Annotated in this window: 12 protein-coding genes; 8 read left to right on the plus strand and 4 right to left on the minus strand. The window is 50.8% G+C overall.

Annotated features, from left to right (window positions below; translation table 11 throughout):
* Positions 1 to 191: 191 nt before the first annotated feature.
* Together ACTUHY_RS07535 and ACTUHY_RS07540 are read right to left on the minus strand one after the other, a co-directional pair.
* Positions 192 to 1577, minus strand: coding sequence for a sodium/glutamate symporter (locus ACTUHY_RS07535; protein ID WP_442827227.1), 1386 nt, complete (start codon positions 1575 to 1577; stop codon positions 192 to 194).
* Positions 1578 to 1625: 48 nt separating this feature from the next.
* A complete protein-coding gene (locus tag ACTUHY_RS07540) occupies positions 1626 to 2828 on the minus strand; it encodes a LeuA family protein (protein ID WP_442827228.1) in 1203 nt (400 codons plus the stop codon).
* A 59-nt stretch (positions 2829 to 2887) separates the two neighbouring features.
* Here ACTUHY_RS07540 and ACTUHY_RS07545 point away from each other — a divergent pair, with 59 nt between their 5' ends.
* Positions 2888 to 3844, plus strand: a complete 957-nt coding sequence (locus tag ACTUHY_RS07545; RefSeq protein ID WP_442827229.1) for a LysR family transcriptional regulator — start codon at positions 2888 to 2890, stop codon at positions 3842 to 3844.
* 304 nt (positions 3845 to 4148) lie between these two features.
* Here ACTUHY_RS07545 and ACTUHY_RS07550 read toward each other — a convergent pair whose 3' ends face one another.
* Positions 4149 to 5081: a LysR family transcriptional regulator gene (locus ACTUHY_RS07550; protein ID WP_442827230.1), complete on the minus strand. Its 933-nt coding sequence runs from the start codon at positions 5079 to 5081 to the stop codon at positions 4149 to 4151.
* Between the two features lie 270 nt (positions 5082 to 5351).
* On the opposite strand from ACTUHY_RS07550, the gene ACTUHY_RS07555 reads away from it, so the two are divergent.
* The 5 genes from ACTUHY_RS07555 (at position 5352) to ACTUHY_RS07575 (ending at position 11424) form a co-directional block, all read left to right on the plus strand.
* The gene (locus tag ACTUHY_RS07555) at positions 5352 to 6347 is read left to right on the plus strand and encodes a beta/alpha barrel domain-containing protein (protein ID WP_442827231.1); all 996 of its coding nucleotides are present in this window, start codon (positions 5352 to 5354) and stop codon (positions 6345 to 6347) included.
* 67 nt (positions 6348 to 6414) lie between these two features.
* Positions 6415 to 7758, plus strand: coding sequence for a sodium/glutamate symporter (locus ACTUHY_RS07560; RefSeq protein WP_442827232.1), 1344 nt, complete (start codon positions 6415 to 6417; stop codon positions 7756 to 7758).
* Between the two features lie 39 nt (positions 7759 to 7797).
* A complete protein-coding gene (locus ACTUHY_RS07565) occupies positions 7798 to 8727 on the plus strand; it encodes a hydroxyacid dehydrogenase (protein ID WP_442827233.1) in 930 nt (309 codons plus the stop codon).
* A gap of 520 nt (positions 8728 to 9247) precedes the next feature.
* On the plus strand, positions 9248 to 10507 hold the full coding sequence (locus tag ACTUHY_RS07570; protein WP_442827234.1) for an Nramp family divalent metal transporter: 1260 nt from the start codon (positions 9248 to 9250) through the stop codon (positions 10505 to 10507).
* Between the two features lie 107 nt (positions 10508 to 10614).
* Positions 10615 to 11424, plus strand: a complete 810-nt coding sequence (locus ACTUHY_RS07575; RefSeq protein ID WP_442827235.1) for a putative hydro-lyase — start codon at positions 10615 to 10617, stop codon at positions 11422 to 11424.
* A 53-nt stretch (positions 11425 to 11477) separates the two neighbouring features.
* Here the strand turns inward: ACTUHY_RS07575 and ACTUHY_RS07580 are convergent, their stop codons facing one another.
* Positions 11478 to 12662, minus strand: coding sequence for a pyridoxal phosphate-dependent aminotransferase (locus ACTUHY_RS07580; RefSeq protein ID WP_442827236.1), 1185 nt, complete (start codon positions 12660 to 12662; stop codon positions 11478 to 11480).
* Between the two features lie 302 nt (positions 12663 to 12964).
* Between ACTUHY_RS07580 and ACTUHY_RS07585 the strand changes: the two genes are divergently transcribed.
* Together ACTUHY_RS07585 and ACTUHY_RS07590 are read left to right on the plus strand one after the other, a co-directional pair.
* Positions 12965 to 13978, plus strand: coding sequence for a LysR family transcriptional regulator (locus ACTUHY_RS07585; protein WP_442827237.1), 1014 nt, complete (start codon positions 12965 to 12967; stop codon positions 13976 to 13978).
* A complete protein-coding gene (locus tag ACTUHY_RS07590) occupies positions 13975 to 14913 on the plus strand; it encodes an AEC family transporter (protein ID WP_442827238.1) in 939 nt (312 codons plus the stop codon). The genes ACTUHY_RS07585 and ACTUHY_RS07590 overlap by 4 nt, the downstream gene beginning before the upstream one ends.
* Positions 14914 to 14935: the final 22 nt, after the last annotated feature.

Raw genomic sequence — 14935 nt, forward strand, 5'->3', positions numbered from 1 at the left:
GATTCCGTTCTCGGATTTTACTGCTTTCGATGGTGAAATTAAAATAAAAACAGACATGAGCAAAAATCGCTCACGTCCGTGTGTGGTAGATGAATTGGAGCTTACCCCAACATTTGACAAAGAACCAGACAAAAGAACTGCGAAAGCTGCTGATAAATCATGTATGGCAGCTTTCGCAGTTTTTACTTATTTTACCGGGCACAGGGCTTTTTACTCTTGGCGGAAAGGATATCGGCGAACTTCCGGTCACCGTGCCAGAAGTTCCGGCGGGCGGCGATATAGAAGCCCAGCCAGATGATGAAGCTTCCGATCCAGATCTGCCAGGCCGGCAGTTTGGTGGACAGCAAAGGACCCAGAACTACATAGGGAATGGCCAGGGGATACAGGAGGGAGACAGCGGAAGCGACGGATTCCTGGCCGGTGGTCTCGAATTTAGGGTCTACTACCCGCAGCAGCATCAGGCCGGTTGCCAAGACGCCGCTTTCCAAACCGTAGCTGGCTACGGCCCGTTCGAACCAGTCCACATCGAAGATCTTCCAGGGGAAATAGAAGTTGGCAGCCAGGTTGACCAGGATCATTGCGGTGATGGTGACCAGAAGAGGCACCATGTACAGGGAGAATACCTTCAGGGATAGGGTGGCGATGGCGGCGCAGAACAGGTAATCCAGGGCTACTCCAGAAATCCGGTTGATGGTGGCACGGTCGATGTAATCCTGCCAGTCCAGTTTCCGCATCACGTAATTGAGGAAAGCTCCCAATACCATGGCACAGGCGAAATGAGGGATCTCTTTTAAAAGAGGATGGATCATCGTCAAGCCTTTGGACATGAGAGTGGCACCGCCGAAAATCAGGCCGGTGATGGCCAGCTGGAGTGCCAAAGGATCCAGGGCGTCATTGTAGGTGACGCCTTTGCCTATGGCAGTCCGCTTTTCCAGGGGGACGATCCCTTCCCGGATGTCCTGGGGAATTTCCTGGGGCTTCAGGACTTTTTGGGCATAGCCCCGGCGGACTCCGATGTTGATGACGATCATCCCGATGACGATACCGGAAACTAGACCGGCGGTGGCCATGGTGTTGGCTACGGAGATCCCTTCTGCCCAGCCGTACTGGGCCAGTGCCACACCCACGGCGTTAGCGGTCCCGTGGCCGCCGTGGAATCCGTAGACCGGGGTCAGTCCGAAGCTGACGGGCAGATTGGGGAAAAAGGGAATCAGCAGGATGGTGAGGCCCAACCCCACCAGTACCTGGGTCTGATGGACCAGGCCGGAAACCGTTACGGCAGAAGCGGCGACTCGACCGAAATTCTTGCTGGGTTTGGTTCCTACAAAGCCCAGCCCCAGGACTACAGAAGTCAGCTGGCCGGGCCATTGGGTGATGGTTTTGCCGATGGGCAGGGAAACGCCAGTGAAGTGACCCAGGATCTGGGGCCCCAGCAGCAGGCCGATGAATCCAGCCAGCAGGGAAGCTGGCAGGTAGAGGTTCTGGAGAGGCCGGCAGTGTTTGCGCAGGGCCAGGCCGGCCATCAGCAGGAGGCTCAAAGTGAAGAAATCAGCGAAAGCAATTTTTAAGGGGTTCATTTGTTCTATCCTTTCGAGAAACAGGGCTCATTGCAGAGAAACCTGGCATCAGGCTTCTTCCTCTTCTTTGATGGCGGCGGCCAGCCGGGGCAGATCATCTTCCGTAAGGACGGTCCCTGTCCCTGGGGCAGAGAGCTGACAGATCTTTGCATAGAGGCGGGGGAGTTCTTCTTTTGACAGGGAAAGATGCTGCTTTCCGGCCAGGAGCTGAAGGACTTCTTCCGTGATGTTCTTGGAAAGGAAAGCAATGCGCCGCCCTCCGAAAGTCTCCGGACGGATCCCTTCTACGGCAAAGGGATCTTGGAGGGATAGGGCGATATGGGCTGCCAGGCTGTCGGAGAAAGCGTATTTTCCTACAAAAGGTGCATTGGACGGCACTGGGATGCCGGAAATCTCCGCTACGTAGCGGGACAGCTCCAGCAGCTTGGACAGCTGGACACCGGTGGGGATGCCATAGAGGCCTTCCAGAGCCACGATGATCTCGATGAGGGAGGCGTTGCCGCAGCGCTCGCCCAGGCCGTTGACGGAACCATCGATCAAGGTGGCACCGCCCCGGATGCCGGCCAAGGCATCTGCCAGCCCCAGACCGAAATCATTATGGGTATGGATCCCCAGGATCACCGGGTGGAATCCTGCTGCCTGACAGGCCAGCTGGCACATGTTCTGGATCCCTCCCGGGGAAGCGACGCCCACTGTATCGGCCAGGCGCACCCGGGCTGCTCCGGAGCGAGCAGCAGCTCCCATCATGCGCTGGAGGATCTGGGGATCGGAACGGGTGGAATCCAGCAGGCTGATATTGCATTCGATATTTTTGCCGGCAATATATTCTGCGGTTTCTTGGATCTTCCGTTCTCTTTCGCACAGTTCGTTTTCTCCGGCTGCCTTCAGAGAAAAAGAAGCATGGATCACATCTGGATGGGTCTCTGCTTGGAGGTCGATCATCTGTTTCAGGCGAGGCAGGTCCGATGTGTTGAAATTCAGGACTTCCGTTTTGATTTGTCTGCGGGGCAGGGCGCACAGGCCTGCATTGATTTCCAGGGCCTTTTCATCGGGCTGGTCCCCGTGCCAGGTGTTGTAGAGCTGAACTTGCTGGATCCCGGCTTTATCCAGCCTCTGCACCAGGCCCATCCGTTCTTCCTGGGAGAAGGAGACACCGGCTGTCTGTTCCCCTTCCCGCAGGGTGACATCGCACAGGACCAGAGGCCCGGAAGGGGCCAGATTTTCGTTGTAAGGGCTTACGCTGCGTTCCATTGACAAAATCCTCCGTTCTTTTTTATAGTATAAGGAATAGCAGTCAAGAGGTGAGTCAGATGTTTTCTAATCCCAATCCTCATTATTTCATTGTATTAAGCCAGTCCGACAGTATTTCTGCCGCTGCGGAGAAGCTCCATGTTTCTCACCAGAACCTCAGCAAGTACATCAAAAACCTGGAACAGGAATACCAGATCACGCTTTTTACCCGTGTGCCCCGGCTGAAGCTTACGGAAGCCGGAGAAATCATGCTGGAAACCATGCGGGAACTGGCTTTTTCTGAAGAAAATCTCCAAATCCGGTTGGAAGAAATCCGTCATGCCAAAATCGGGAAGCTGCGGATAGGGGCGCCGGAGGGCCGGTTCCGCATTGTCTTTCCGGAACTCCTGGTCCGCATGAAAGAACTGTATCCCCAGGTGCGGATCGAAGCAGTGGCTGCGCCTTCCCATGCTCTGCAGAAGCTGCTCAGGGAGAACGAACTGGATCTGGCGCTCATCGACCGGTATTTTGCCGATGTCATCCAATTCCGCCATCTGTATCATCTGGACGAAAGGCTCTTCCTGGTTATTTCCCACAATCTGCTGCAGACTGTTTTTTCAGAAAAATCAGCGGAACGTCTGACAGACTTCCAGCAGGGAATCTATTTGGAAGCGTTTGCTAAGGTCCCGTTCATCCTGAATTCGCCCAATTCGATTTCCCGGTATTATCTGGACCGGTGGCAGGCAGAACACCAGCTGCAGCTTCCTGCCATCATGGAACTGCCCCAGCTGGATATGCAGATCCTGCTCAGTGCCAGGGATTACGGGGCCAGTTTCTGCTGGTCCATGTACCTTCCCAGTATCCGGCAGCAGAACCGGCTGCATCCGGATAACCCTCTTTATGCCTTCCCGATTTTGGAATTTCCCGCCCGGAACCAGGTGGTCCTGGCTGCGCTGAAAAATAAGAAACTGTCTGCTTTTGCGGCGGCATTTGCTCGACTGCTGCGGGAACAGTGTGAAAAGCTCGCTTCTTTCTGAACGACTTTACCATATCATATCTATTTGCAACAAAAAAGAATTTTATACTTGAATGGATGCAACTGAATAGTTGCAAGTATTTCTATGGAAAAGGGAAGTGCTGCCTGAGAAATATCACCGTCACGGTCAAATGCCGGAAATACAGAATATAAATAAACAATGGGCTCTACCGGTTTTGGTCGGCAGAACCCATTGTTTTAAAGTCGTACAAGGTTCTTTTAAACGTTTACTGTTTTGAGTCCGCTCTCTTGGGGGGATAAGCAGCGGTTTTTCGTTTCCCGCTTCTAAGTTTTCCTGATTGGATTCACCAAATCTGCTTCTGGGGAAATAGTTCCGCCAGTTTGGCATCTACAGCATGTTTTGTGCCATGGAAGTACGTTGTCAGAAGGCGTTTGAATAAGGTTATCTCGTAGCGCCGCAGTTTCGCGGTATTGCTTTCTACCGCCAGAAAGACATCGTAGGTAGGGTTCGATCCGGCCAGGGCAGAAATGGCGCACTGTTCTCCATTGGCCAATTGTTCTTTTACAAAACAGATCGGTGCGAAGAACCAGTAGTCGTTTTTCATCAGTTTCCAGGCGAGTTGGTAGGAATCGACAGAGTAGGTAGGCGTGACTCCTATGGGAACGTAGCGCTGATACCATTTCCGGAAACTGTGGCCACAATTGATGTAGATCATTTTTTCCATATCCAGTTCCCGCGGTGTCAGCAGTTTCTTTTTGCGGATGGGGTTTGCACTGAGGATGAGCAGAGGTTCTGAATACAAGAGTTTGGTGCTGATGCCGGGTTCCAGTTTTTCCTCAAGGCAGAGTCCCAAGTCCATTTCATTCAGGCGGAGCTCTTCATAAATGGATGCTGTATGGGTGGTCCGGATGGTAATTTTCCACTTCTTTTCATTCCTTCCAAGGGATTCGAAAAAGGCGCGGAGCAGGTAGTTGTTGATGCTATTCGTGCTGCCGACTTTCAATTCCAGAGATTCTTTGTGCTGGGCGAAGTTTATTAGGGCGTTGTCCATATCCAGCCATGACTGGGCTAGAGGGAGAAAGCGCCTGCCATTTGTGGTCAGCAAAGTCTGGCGGGTCCCTTTGCTGCGCTGGATCAGAGGCGTGCCGAGTTTCTTTTCCAGCAATTTGAGCCGATAGCTGACTGTTGCCTGGGATACATAGAGCATCTTGGAGGCTTTGCTGATATTATTGACCTTGGCAATGATAAGGAATGTTTCAATCAGTTCTTTTTCCATGGTATGCAGGACCTCCACGAAAAATACAAAAAGAATTAATATATTACATAATATCATTGATAATTAAAAATCACAAGAACAAATGAAAAATTCTGAAATTTAGAGACGGAGCGATTCTACTGATTAAAAATAGTGCAGGGAGGATTTAATTATTGATTTTTTTGATATTGGTTTGAGTGTTATTTTATTTTTAATTGAGACATAAAGAGCGTAAAATTTGAAATGCAAAAATTATTAAATAATTCAATCAATATACAGGAGGCAATGGATATGAAAATCATGGATTGTACGCTTCGGGACGGTGCGAATGTGGTAGGCGCCGGCTTTTCCAAAGAACTGACTGAGCTCATGCTGGAAGGCCTGATTGAAAGCCATATTGATACCATTGAAATGGGACACTGCACCGGACTTGGCAGCATGAAGCACGGCGGTAAGAAAGCCCCTGTCACCGATGAAGAATACTTTGATGTCATGGCACCTTTCGCTGGAAAGGCCCATATCGGGATGTTCCAGGCTGCTGCCAATGCAGACGAGGAGCTGATTGCCCTGGCGAAAGCCAAAGGTCTTTCTTTCCTGCGGGTCGGCATCAATGCCAGTGATGGGGAAAAAGCGGAAAAAGCGGTCAAGATGGTCCGCAATGCTGGTCTGGAATGCAAATTCAGCCTGATGAAAGCCTACGTTTCCACGCCGGAAGAACTTGCCGAAGAAAGCAAAATGCTGGAATCTTTTGGTGTCCAGGCCATCACAATCATGGATTCGGCCGGATATATGTTCCCGGATCAGGCCGCTGCCTATACGGAAGCCCTTGTGAAGGCAGTATCCATTCCTGTCGGGTTCCATGGCCACAGCAATATGGGACTTGCCATTGCCAATGCTCTAGCTGCTGAAAAAGCCGGAGCCGCTTTCATTGACTGTGGACTGATGGGCATGGCCAGAAGTGCTGGCAATATCCAGACCGAAGTTGCCATTGCTGCTTTCCAGAGGGAAGGTAAGGCTGGGGAATATCCCCTCTACACACTTCTTGATTTTATCGACCAGCGTCTGATGCCGGCCATGGACAAAGAAGGGTACCATAATCCGGTGAAACCCCTTGACCTGATCCTGGGGATGTCCGGCTGTCATTCCAGTTTTGTCCCGGTTTTCAGAGAAGTGGCTGCTGATAAGGGTGTCAGCCTGTACGAGCTGATTGTAGAGACTTCTAAGATCAACCGCAAGAACCCAGACCGGGCTCTGATGGAAAAAGTGGCTGATTCCCTAAAAAAATGAGGAAAGAATCATGCTTGTTTATTTGACTGAATATCTTATGCCTTACATCGTATAAGGAGGTAATGGAATGAATATCGCAGCTGGCAAAGTATTTATGACAGCGACCAATGATCTGGCGCTGCTTATGGTCTTCATGGTCATTGGCGTAGTACTCCTGCAGGTGGTAAAACCCCTGCAGAAACTCTTCCTGCCGGCCGGACTCATCGGCGGCACCGTTGCACTGATCCTGGGGCCACAGGTCCTGGGGCTTATCCAGCTCCCCAAGACATGGGGAGGTCTGCCGACACCTATGATCAATGTGGTCCTTACCTGTGCTCTTTTTGGTGTAACCATCAATCGGACCAAGATGAAAAACTATCTGGGCGCTATCAACCTGATTGTGCTGACCTATTTTGCCCAGATGTTTGTAGGGACCCTTGTCGGGATCGGACTGGGAACGATCTGGAAAGACCTGCCGTATAGCTGGGGCCTTATGACGGTCTACACCTATTGGGGCGGGCACGGTGCGGCTACTACAGCTGGTACAGTCTATGAATCTCTGGGCATCCAGAACATGGTCAGCTTGGGCATCATCATGGCCACGTTCGGTCTCATCATCGCCATGGTTGCCGGGATCCCTCTCGTCAATTATGGGGTGCGCAAGGGATGGGCGACCAATATGTCAAAGGAAGAACTGAATGTAGGTGCTCCGACGATCCTGCTCCCTGAAGAGAAACGGAAACCGCTGGGATTTGCTTCCGTGACTTCTGAATCTATCAATGGCTTGGCTTTACAGCTTGGTTTTATCCTGCTCAGTATGTTCATCGGAGGAGCCCTCTTCAAATCACTGGCCAAGGTGCCAGTTCCGGCTTTTGCCTCCGTCATGAAGATGATACCCGCTCTGCTGCACGGAATCATCGGCGCCATCATCTTGTGGGCTTTCATGCGCAAAACTGGGACTGATAAATATGCGGATATGGCATCTGTCAACACCATTTCCGGTGTGGCACTGGATATCTGTGTCTGCTCAGCTACAGCTACACTGAACTTGAAGTTGTTTGCTTCGTTCCTGGCCCCTCTCTTGATCCATATGGTTTGCATCATTGCGCTCATGCTCTTTATCTGTGTGACTTTGCTGCGCCGCTGGATGAAGCATGACTGGTTTGAGCTCTGCCTGATGGCCTTTGGCCAGGGCCATGGCTCTACGCCTTCTGGTCTTGCTTTGGCCCGCTGTGTCGATGCAGACCACAAATCAACGAGCTGGGAAGGATTTGGCGTGGCTCTCGGCGTGTTCACCCCGATTACGTCTACACTGGCTGCATTGATGCCTTTCATAGCCGTCCAGAACCAGTGGATTCCCGTGGGAATCGGACTCGTTGTGACGATTGGCTGTCTGCTCTTTGGTGAACGCGTGATCATGCGTCAGGCTTGATTGGAATTAGAAAGTTAAAAATAAAGGAGAATGGTCAATATGGCAAAAGTATTATATACGGAGAATGTGGATCCTATTGGTCCGGAGATGCTGCAAAAAGCCGGTATCGAGGTCGTTATGGCTGACCGTAATGAAGAAATCATCAAAAAAGAAATGCTGACGGCTGATGCAGTAGTCGTCCGGATCTATGAATTGCCGATTCCTATGCTGGAAAAAGCTGCCAATCTGAAAGTCGTCAGCAAACATGGCGTGGGGTATGACAATATCCCTGTGGACTGGTGCAAGACCCACGGCATCGCTGTTACGGTAACCCCTGGTGCCAACAGCCAGTCCGTAGCGGAACATACGATTGCTTTGATGATGGCGCTTGCCAAAAATCTTGCCATCGTTACGAAAGCCTATAAAGAAAAAGGCTTTGCTGCAAAAAATACGGCTCCAGGGTTGGAAATCCTTGGCAAGACGCTGGGCATCATCGGTATCGGTCATATCGGAAGCCGGGTGGCTAAGATGGGGCTGGGCCTTGGCATGCGTGTGATAGCCTATGATCCGTATGTGGAATCTGTGCCGGAAGGTGTAGAACTCGTCAGCGATAAGGATGAAGTCATTAAAAATGCAGACGTCCTAACCCTGCACCCAGTGCTGAATGAGGAAACGAAAAACATCGTGGGGGCTCGGGAAATCGGAATGATGAAGCAGGGCGCTATCTTTATCAATTGCGGCCGCGGTCCTCTTGTGGACGAAGAAGCACTGATCAAGGCTCTCCAGGAGAAAAAGCTGGGCGGAGCAGGTCTTGATGTGACAGCTAAGGAACCGTGCGATCCCGATTCTCCACTTTTTGCAATGGACAATGTCCTGCTGACACCGCATTATGCGCCGACGACCAACGAAAGCGCCATCAATGTGTCTCGTATGGCGGCTCAGAATATCCTGGATATCCTGGCAAGCAAAAAGCCGGAAGGGTTGCTCTGAGATAGAACTTCATACAAAGTTGCAATTGCCCTAATCGAAAGGGAGTGTGGAAATAAGTATCCACACTCCCTTTTGCGTTCTTTTAAATCGTATACTTCTTTTCCAGTTCCTTGATGGTCCCGTCTTTCAGGCAAGCCTGGACAAAGTCTTCGGGCACTTTGGAAAAATCAGAGCCTTTTCTTATTACGATCCCATAATCCTGGGGAGCGAATTCTTCCTTAATGAAAACCCTGTTAGGAGTGAGAAATTATTGCTTTTCCAATAATGTTCGATTCGTATCGAACTGTATAAAAAAAGCATCCTTACATAGAGAAAACAAAAATTATCAAAATTATAAAATAAATGTATTTTACCTCTGATAATCCCTAAAAATGGCTTAATTTGTTAATAATAATAATACGGAAAACAGGTGTGTATACAGTATAATGTGAAAAATATGTGAAGTTATACTCAACGAATGAAAAAGACGATAATATAATAATCGTTCATAATAGTAGTTTCTTCAAGGGAGGGGTCAATGATGACAACATCAACAGGCACCAAGAAAAAGACAACTTGGGAAAGAATCAAAAATATGGGACCGGGAGCCATTGTGACAGCAGCGGTAGTCGGGCCTGGGACGGTCACCACCTGCGGCCTGTCTGGGTATAGTTTTGGATATTCCCTGGCCTGGGCGTTGATCTTCAGTGTGATCGCCATGGTGATCATGCAGTTCATGACATCCAAGATTGGGATTGTAGGGGAGATGGGATTAGCCGATGCGGTACATAAAGTATTTTCCAAAAGTCCCTTTCGGGGGCCGTTGTTCCTTTTGCTCATCGTTGCCATCTTTTGCGGGAACTGTGCTTATCAGGCAGGTAATGTGGTGGGGGCTTCTGTTGGCCTCGGCATCGTCTTTGCCCCGTATCGGACTCTCTTCTGCATCATTATCTCTGGGTCTGCGCTGGCTCTGGTGCTGAGCGGCAAAATCAAATATATTGCTAATGTGCTGACTGGGCTGGTTTTCCTGATGGCTGTTGTATTTTTGATTACGGCTATTATCGTTGGTGTGGATGTGAAGGCTCTGCTGCGTGGGATGTTCGTTCCCAGCATCCCTTCTGGATCCCTGCTCAACGCCATCGGGCTGATCGGGACCACTCTCGTTCCGTATTGTCTGTATCTCCACGCTTCCACCACGGCCAGTGAAAAGGCAGTGGATAAGGAAGAAGCTTTGATCGATGCCAAATATGATTCTGTGACCAATGCCGTCCTGACGGCTATCATTTACGTCAGCATCATGGTGGTAGGCTTCAGCCTGTTCCAGCGGGGTGAAACGGTGAAGGGTGTGGCTGATTTGGCCATGGGTCTGGAACCTCTGGCCGGGACGGCTGCCAAAGCGATTTTCTCCATCGGGATCTTCGCTGCCGGGATCAGTTCCGCTACCACGGCTCCTCTGGCTGCTACCTATGTAATCACCGGGATATTAGGGTGGTCCACGGATCTGAAGGATAAGAGATTCCGTGCCATCACTACGGTGGTGTTCATCCTGGGCTGTGTGGTGGCCATCATGGGCGGCACTCCTACCAACATCATCACCATTGCCCAGGCTATCAATGGGGTGGCACTGCCTCTCAGCGTCTGCCTGGTGGTATATGTGGCCAATGATGTGGGTGTACTGGGCAGCTACAAGAATACCGCCATCCTGAATGTGGAAGGTTTGGCTGTTGTAGTTATCACCCTCTTCATGGCATATCGTACTTTCATGGTCTATGCACCGAAGATGGCCCAGATGATCGGCTGAGAAATCTCACAAAAAAAGAAAAATTCCATCGGTTGTTCTATGATACACTGGATGGAGCTTTTCTTTTTCTCTCATGATTTTGTTTACTAATAGAGGAGGATGCAACGATGGAAAACAAATATGCTCATTATACACCCCAACAGGTCCGGGAACTGATCCGCAAGGGAGATATCACGTCCAGTACGTCCGGAATGGCTACCGGATATGTCCAGGCCAATCTAATCTGCCTGCCGGGGGATTATGCTGAGGAATTCTACGAATTTGCCAAACTGAACCCCCAACCCTGCCCGGTCTTGGAAGTCTTCGAGAAAGTTCCGGTCTCTACTTTCCTGGCTCCGGGAGAAAATGTCCTGAGCAGCATTCCCTGGTACAATATCTATCGGGACGGGAAACTGGAAAAGACCATCCTGGATGCCAATGCATACTGGACGGAGGATATGGTGGGGTTCCTGATCGGCTGCAGCTATTCTTTTGAAGAAGCCCTGCTGAAAAATGGCATCGAGATCCGCCATATGACACTGGGGACACCGGTCCCTATGTTTCGGACCACCATTGCCTGCAAGCCTTATGGCCGGTTCCATGGGAATTATGTGGTCAGCATGCGTCCTATGACGCCAGAAAATGCCGAAAAAGCCAAAGAGATCACCGAACAGTTCCCCCGGGTCCACGGCGGCCCTGTCCAGATCGGAGATCCGGCGGCCATCGGCATCAAAGATGTGGACCAGCCGGATTATGGCCAGCCGGTTCCCTTCCATGAAGGAGAGATCCCTGTGTTCTGGGCCTGCGGGGTGACGCCCCAGTTCGTAGTGGAAAATGTCAAGCCGCCCATCGCCATTTCCCACCGGCCCGGGTACATGTTCATCAGCGATATCTTGAACACTGAAATCGAAGAAAAACTGGCGGCCAAGGAGAAATAAAAAAGTAGGGCTGTTGTACGCAGCGTGCAACAGCCCTACTTTTTTATTTATGCTTATGCTTCCTTATAGATTTTGGCGCAGGCTTCTGCCAGGCGTTTGCAGCCTTCTACGATATTTTCGTAGCTGTTGGCGAAGGAGAGCCGGACGTAATATTTTCCTTCCGGTCCGAAGACACTGCCAGGGACCAGGGCCACCTTGGCGTTTTCCAGCAGGTAGGGAGCAAATTCATCTCCCGTCATCCCTAGTTTCTTGATGTTGATGAAGATATAGAAGGCTCCTTTGGGATTCTTGCAGCTGAGGCCGGGGATGGCATTGATGGCTTTCACTGCGTAATCCCGGCGGCGGGCATATTCTTTCACCATGTCTTCTACTTCATCTTTTTCTTCGGTCAGGGCCACTACGCCGGCTTTCTGGACGAAGGCAGGGGCACAGGTAGTCACATGCTGATGGAGCTTGTTCATGGTCTTGATCAGCTCTTCATTGGCTGCAGCATAGCCCAGGCGCCAGCCGGTCATAGAATAGGCTTTGGAGAACCCGTTCAAGGTGATGGTGCGTTCCTTCATACCGGGCAGGGAAGCGATGCTGAAGGTTTCCGCCCCATCATAGCGCAGCCGTTCATAGACTTCATCGGAAATGACCATGATGTCATTTTTGATGGCGATGTCAGCCAGTTCTTCCAGTACCTGTTTGGACAGGATCCCGCCGGTGGGGTTGCTGGGAGTGATCAGCACCAGGGCTTTGGTCTTAGGGGTGATCTTGCTGCGGATTTCGTCCAGATCCAGCTGGTAGTCATTTTCTTCTTTCAGGGTATAGAAAATAGGGACAGCTCCCAGCAGTTTGGGGACATTCTTATAGTTCAGCCAGCCCGGGTTGGGTACCAGGATTTCATCCCCTTCGTTCAGGATGGCTTCCATGGCGCAGAAGACGGCTTCGGACAGGCCGACGGTGACCAGGATTTCTTCCGGTTTATAGTCGATGCCGTTCTGGACCTTCAGCTTGTTGGCGATGGCTTTCCGCAGTTCCATGGTGCCGAAATTGGAAGTGTAGAAAACATCCCCGCCCTGGATGTCCTTGATGCAGGCGTCTTTGATGTAAGCAGGGGTATCGAAATCCGGACGGCCCAATTCGAAATGGATCACCGTTTCTCCAGCCCGTTCCATGGCCAGTGCTTTTTCATTGACTTTGCGGATCCCGGACGGTTCCAATTCGTTCATTCTTTCAGCAATGAAATTTCTCATAAGCAGACTCCTTTACAACATGCAGACTAGGCTTTCGAGCCCTGAAGGCTTATCTTCTTTACGGGTTTAGTATACTCTTGCCTTCAGGAGGAAATCCAATACCAAAGCTTTTATAAAGGAATAAAAAATCCTTTATAGAGAAAATTGCGATATGAAATGTTCGATAATATTCAAATAAAAAATGAAGTATAATATCTATAGTTCGGAAAATAAAAGATGAGTTTGAGGATAGAGGCCTCTTTTCTTTTATCCGAGCTGCAAAAAGTGTAAAATAGGGCAGAGAGAATGAGAAGGAGTCATTTATGAAAAACCACGACTATGAATATGTCCGGACCATTGTCCAGGAAGGGAACTTTTCCAAGGCTGCCCAGAAACTGTATATCTCACAGCCTGCCCTGAGCGCGGCCATCAAAAAGATAGAAAAAGATTTGAACGGGATTCCCCTGATCGACCGGAGTGTAAACCCGGTCAGGCTGACGGCGGAAGGGGAGTACTGGCTGGAAAAAGCAAGAGAGATCGACCGGATCGAAAAGCAGATCCGGGACCATTTTGCCGCTGCTGCCGGAATCTGGAGCGGGACGATTTCTGTGGGGAGTTCGGCTTATTTCTGTGCCTATCTCCTGGCCAACTTGATCCGAGAATATCACCGGCGCAATCCGTCCTGTGAGATCGACCTGACAGAATGTGATGCCACCTCCATGGACCGGGGACTGCGGAAGGGGAACCTGGATGTAGGAATCGATGTGGAACAGTTGGATCCGGAACTGTTCGACAGTTACAATCTAGGGAAAGAATACCTGCTCCTGGCCGTCCCAGCTTCGTTTTCCATCAACCGGAAGGTAGCGGAGTTCCAGATCCGGCGGGAACAGATCCTGGACCGGAGTTTCCTCCAGGACGAGGTGCCATCTGTGGATCTGGGCCTTTTCCAGAAGGAACCGTTCGTGCTGCTGAAAAAGAACCAGGACAGCTACCGGAGAGGCATGGCGCTCTGTGAGGAGGCCGGATTCGAACCGGATGTGACCTTGTATCTGGACCAGCTTCTGACAGCCTACAGTGTGGCCCGGAATGGGCAGACCGGCTGCGTATTCTTCCGGGATACCATCGTCCAATATGCGGAAGATACGGATAAACTCTGTTACTATAAACTGGGCAGTCCTTTGGCCGCCCGGGATATTCGGCTTTCTGTACGGAAGAATCCCAAACCAACGAAACTTGTCCGGAATTTCATCCGGTTCATCCAGGAAAAGATGCAGGGCCAGGCCCTTTCTGCAGCAGGGGCTGATCTTTGCTCTCAAGGGAAGGAGGCGCAGGGATGAGCAGTTTCAGTGTGGCAGCAGGGGCCGTAGCTCCTTTGATGTTTTTCATGGTCCTGGGATTCTGTGTCAGTCGGAAGGCCTATTTTGACGAGGTGGCCATCGCCAATTTCAATAAGCTGGTATTCAAGGTATTCCTGCCAGCCAATATGTTTTCAGCCGTATACTTTTCTGATATTTCCAAAGTCCTGGATCCCCGGCTCATCTCTTATGCAGCGGGAGGAATCTTGACCGTCTATCTCCTGGCCTATTTCTTTGTGGTCCGGCTGGTCCGGGATGACCGGAAACGGGGGGCCATCATCCAGATCATCTATCGGAGCAATTTCGTGATCCTGGGGGTCCCTTTGGTGGAGAATATCTATGGACCGGAAGCGGTGAACATGCCCTTGATGTTGGTCACCATCATTCCGCCTCTTTACAATGTCCTGGCGGTGTTCACCCTGGAAAAATTCCGGGGTGGCAGGATGGACTGGCGCCATATCCTCCGAGGCGTTGTGACCAATCCCATGATCCTGGGGGCACTGATCGGGGGGGCAGTCAAAATGCTGCCTTTCCCCCTGCCAGATTTCCTGGCGAAAGCTCTGAAGGAAATGGCAGTGGGGACGACACCTCTGTCCCTAATCGTCCTGGGGGCTTCCTTCAATTTTGAAAGTGCGGTAGGAGAACTCCGTACTCTCCTTGTCTGTATCCTTTCCCGGCTGGTTTTGGCTCCAGCGGTTTTCCTGGCCGGGGCAGTCCTCTGCGGTTTCCGAGGAATCGAACTGGCCACTCTTATGTGTGTAACCATCACTCCCTGTGCGGTGGCCAGCTATACTATGGCTCAGCAGATGGACAGCGATGGAGAATTGACCGGGAACTGTGTGGTCTTCACTTCCGCCTTGTCCTGTGTGACTATGTTCCTATGGATCTTCTGTGTGAAAACCCTGGGACTGATTTAATACAATGAAAGCAGGGCTAGAT

Origin of the sequence: Acidaminococcus nyctereutis (assembly GCF_052216985.1) — a bacterium.
GTDB classification, from domain to species: domain Bacteria; phylum Bacillota; class Negativicutes; order Acidaminococcales; family Acidaminococcaceae; genus Acidaminococcus; species Acidaminococcus fermentans_A.